Source organism: Rheinheimera baltica (assembly GCF_030731985.1).
Classification (GTDB): Bacteria; Pseudomonadota; Gammaproteobacteria; order Enterobacterales; family Alteromonadaceae; genus Alishewanella; species Alishewanella baltica.
The window spans coordinates 1-3,765 of record NZ_JAPJDY010000017.1; the positions used below are offsets into that span (position 1 = coordinate 1).

General features: G+C 43.8%; 5 protein-coding genes. All 5 read right to left on the reverse strand.

The window, feature by feature from the left end; translation table 11 throughout:
- Positions 1-133: 133 nt before the first annotated feature.
- On the reverse strand, positions 134-547 hold the full coding sequence (locus tag ORJ00_RS18820) for a helix-turn-helix domain-containing protein (RefSeq protein WP_306136691.1): 414 nt from the start codon (positions 545-547) through the stop codon (positions 134-136).
- A 205-nt stretch (positions 548-752) separates the two neighbouring features.
- Positions 753-1,067: a hypothetical protein gene (locus tag ORJ00_RS18825; RefSeq protein ID WP_306140544.1), complete on the reverse strand. Its 315-nt coding sequence runs from the start codon at positions 1,065-1,067 to the stop codon at positions 753-755.
- Positions 1,068-1,136: 69 nt separating this feature from the next.
- Positions 1,137-1,517 (reverse strand): hypothetical protein, encoded by a 381-nt coding sequence (locus tag ORJ00_RS18830; RefSeq protein ID WP_306140545.1) that lies wholly within the window; start codon positions 1,515-1,517, stop codon positions 1,137-1,139.
- Positions 1,514-1,981 carry a hypothetical protein gene (locus ORJ00_RS18835; RefSeq protein ID WP_306140546.1) on the reverse strand — a complete coding sequence of 156 codons (468 nt, stop codon included), beginning with the start codon at positions 1,979-1,981 and terminating at the stop codon, positions 1,514-1,516. The genes ORJ00_RS18830 and ORJ00_RS18835 overlap by 4 nt, the downstream gene beginning before the upstream one ends.
- 209 nt (positions 1,982-2,190) lie before the next feature.
- Positions 2,191-3,753: a transposase gene (locus ORJ00_RS18840; protein ID WP_440480650.1), complete on the reverse strand. Its 1,563-nt coding sequence runs from the start codon at positions 3,751-3,753 to the stop codon at positions 2,191-2,193.
- Between the last annotated feature and the right edge of the window lie 12 nt (positions 3,754-3,765).

Genomic DNA, 3,765 nt, shown 5'->3' on the forward strand with positions numbered 1-3,765 from the left:
CTGATCACTGAGTATCTTAGCCATTTTTTGCCTACCTCATCGTTTTGATAGGCGTCTACTTTATTGGGGGAGGTTTCGGTTGAGGTCCAGGCCACGCAGTGGCCGATTGTGACTGCGCTTGTTATGCATTACTTTACCAAGCATCATTCTTGTCGCCAAACCTGATAATCCAACCCGTTAAGTATGCAGCTAAAAAGAAAGCTGGGGTTGTTATTATGTCGGGTTTTAAAAACCATGAGCCAAATGCAATTGTGAGTAATATAAACTCTGTTACTTGCACATGACGCCTGGAATTAACCCCGAACATATTAGCCCTGAACCACCAGGGTAACTTTTTCCATGGCTCCGCTTCTTTATCTATCACGGTGATCTCCTCCGTTAATTTTGAAATATCCACTTCAAATACAGAGGCAAGGCATTTTAATGTTTCAATACTAGCTTTTTGACCACTTTCGACACGTTGAATAGTGCGAATATTTAAACCCGAGTATTCAGCAAGTTGTTCCTGAGACCAACCATTTTTATCTCTCAGCTTTTTTACAATCATAATAATTCCTCATCACTCTGTGAGGCCATAATCATTCAAACAGCTCACTGTCGGCAACGACTTAACCCCGACAGCGACACGACATTGCAACATAACGCCCAGCTAAGCCGCCGGAACGGAGTTGATTGTTTTGTGCCAGCGTAGCTGAACAGCACAAAACGAGCAACGCAGTGGAGGTCGGCTTGAGCTGCTTGTTAACTGTTGGCTACTTGAAGCTGGCATCATACGTTTTTCTATGGTGGCTAAAATATTTTTCGTATTCTTCTGATGAAGAAAGTTGAGCTGTAACCTGTATTTCCTGCTCACCCATTTCCTCAGAATAGTCTTCGATGACAACAGACTCACACGCAATTATTTCATTGGTATCGGTACAGATTACAGCTAGGTTTTCGTAATTTTTATTAGAGCGATAGATTTCACTTGGGTCGAGCTCACCGTGTACAAATCCCATTGGAGGATCGCCAAATTCAAATTTGGTAGTCCCGACTTGATTTTCACCATCTTTGATTTCGTAGATCACTTCGATTCCATTGTGACAGTTAACGCCAAAAGCAGCCGCGCGCTGTTAAGCGTCGGCTGGCTTTTTTTGTTAGGGCTCGGACCTTCTTGTAATACAATGGAACTCAACAGGTGTCGTTGGCTCAAAGCTCATGGCATAGCTATTACAGACATCAACCCACTGATGGTTATTGAAAAACGCTAAAACGATAGATTTAACCGTTTGATAGCCAATTTTGAATTCAGCTTCAAGCTCATGTTCGAACTCAAACCAGTTAATTTCCTCTTTCTGTTCTAGCTTTTCATCATATTTCTGGAAAATATCATGCGCTTTGTTTAGCTGAGAATCATCCCAATCCATTGAGAGAACTAGTGATTCAACAGGATAGCGTTCGTAGTCTATGCAATGAGCAAGAGTTTTAACTTGATATTGCAGCTTCTTTATTTGTTCCACCAATTCATGGTTAGTCATGCTTTACCCTCTAATTGATAAATTCTGGAATTTGACTGTGAAACAGCATCCTGAATTAAACTTTGCAGCGCATAAACATCTTCAGGATTAGGGTTTCCATTATTCCAACCCTGCTCATAACTATTAAGTTTACTCTGGGCGTTTGAAATTATTTCTCTTACATCACTATCCGGTCCATTGCTGACAATAACATTAAGTGAGAAATCAAATTGAGACTTGATATTGAGTATCAGATCTTTGACCTTTAATCCCCGTGGAACATCTGAACAGTTAGTTGGAAGGCTCCTGATATCATCTTGTGCCCTTTTCAGCTTCTCACTACAACCTGATAAGTTGATTTTTCTAATATCAAATTTTATCTGTTGTGAATAGCTTTTAGCTTTAAATGCCTGCCAGATAGTTATTCCTGTAGCAATCACAGTAACTACTGTACCAACAAGAGTAATAACACTATCTGAATTCAAATTCCTCTCCCTTGAGATTAACTCGGAGCCCTAACGAGCCTGTAGAAAAACCTGCTGCGCGCACTGCATTTCTACCCCGGCTATTCTGTTTATTATTTGTTACGAACTTTGCATGCTTTTGGTGGGAATTTCAAGACAAGAATTACTTGATGACATGTCACTTAAACCACCGCTATAACTGGCGTTATTGGGCGCAATCGGCAGACTGTTTACCCTAACTTGCCGTACCGGCTTACTTTCTCCAGATTATGCACCATGCAGTACAACTGCCATTGGCCTTGCACCTTGGTTTTGCCGCGTAAACTAAAGCGGTTTAGCCTTTTGTTGGTGCCGATATTGCCAAACACCGGCTCGACTACTGACATTCTATGGCTGTAAATTTGCTTACCCGCGTCGCTGTCTACCCGCTGCTTCATCCAATCAATGTAATTGGGTGGCGCATTGGCTTTGAGTAAAAACGACACCTGTCGGCCGTTACCATTGCGGTGATTGGCTGACTCGGGCGTTAACATGCATTTATCTTTTAAATCGCAGTGTCGGCATTGCAGCAATCTGCCGCCAAACAAGGCGCGTTGTTGGCCATCTGGCTCTGGCCTGGTGCCCCGGCAAGGTAGTGACTTACCCGCCGGACAAATACAAGTCATGGCGATAGGATCAAATACAAAGGCACTGGACGGGAAGATAGATTTTTGCCCTTTTGCTTTGTCTTGATGCCGTTTGCCGTACTTCTGCTTTTGCTCGCTGAATTTCGGGTCGCGCTTTCTAAACTGGTTATCCGGGATGAAGCCATTAATTTTTTGCAGGTATAGATAACTGTTGTTGGCTTCATTGGCAAAGCCGGTATCAGCCGTCACGATGGTGTTACCGGCAAAGATATCCTCGCTAATCCCTATCCGTTTATAACGCTGTTTTATCTTTTCCAGCACCGGCACTAAGGTGTGGTGCTCTTGCCCTTCACCAAAGGCTTGCGCGTCCACTATTATCTGATGCTTCTTATCCACCGCTGCCACGCCGTTATAGCCCTGAATGGTGCCTTTGCTGGTGGTCATTTTGGCGGACTCATTATCCGTGATGTTACTTTTCACTTCCTTGCTGCGTTTGCCCTGGCCCATCCGTGGACTGGCGGTCTTTAGAAAGTCGGTGATTTTGTCATGCGCTTTATTTAGCGTGTCGATACTTTGCTGATGCCTCGCTTTGCGTACTTCATCAGCATTGGCTTGCTCATCCAGCTTTTTATGTTGTTCCAGATGATAGCGAATTTGCCGCTTTAACTTATCTCGCTTAGCGCTCAACTCTTTAAAGGTACCCGACCATTCCTTGGCAGCGTTAGAGGACATTTTGCATCCATCAATAGCGAACAGTTCGTTACCCAACAGTCCTTGCTGGTGGCATACCAGCAGCACCTGTTCAAACAACTGGGCAATTTGCACCGACGAGCTACTGACAAAGGCGGCTATCGTCGTGAAATGTGGCGCCGTGTCGCATGACAGTGCTTTAAAGATGATATTGGTTTCACAGCACCACTGGATTTCACGGCTGGAGGTAATGCCTTTGGAATAAGCAAACAAGATGATTTTCAAAAGCACTGCTGGGTCATACGCCGGACGACCGTTGTCTTCATTTTGGTATTTGCTGTGAAATATCGACAAGTCCAGCTTGTTATCAATCAGGTAATGAATAGCGTGTTCAAAAGTACCTGGCTGCAGCTGGTCGAGATAATTAATCACCACCATGGCACTTTGGTTGTAATCGTAAGGGATGTATTTAGGCATTAGGTGCTGTCC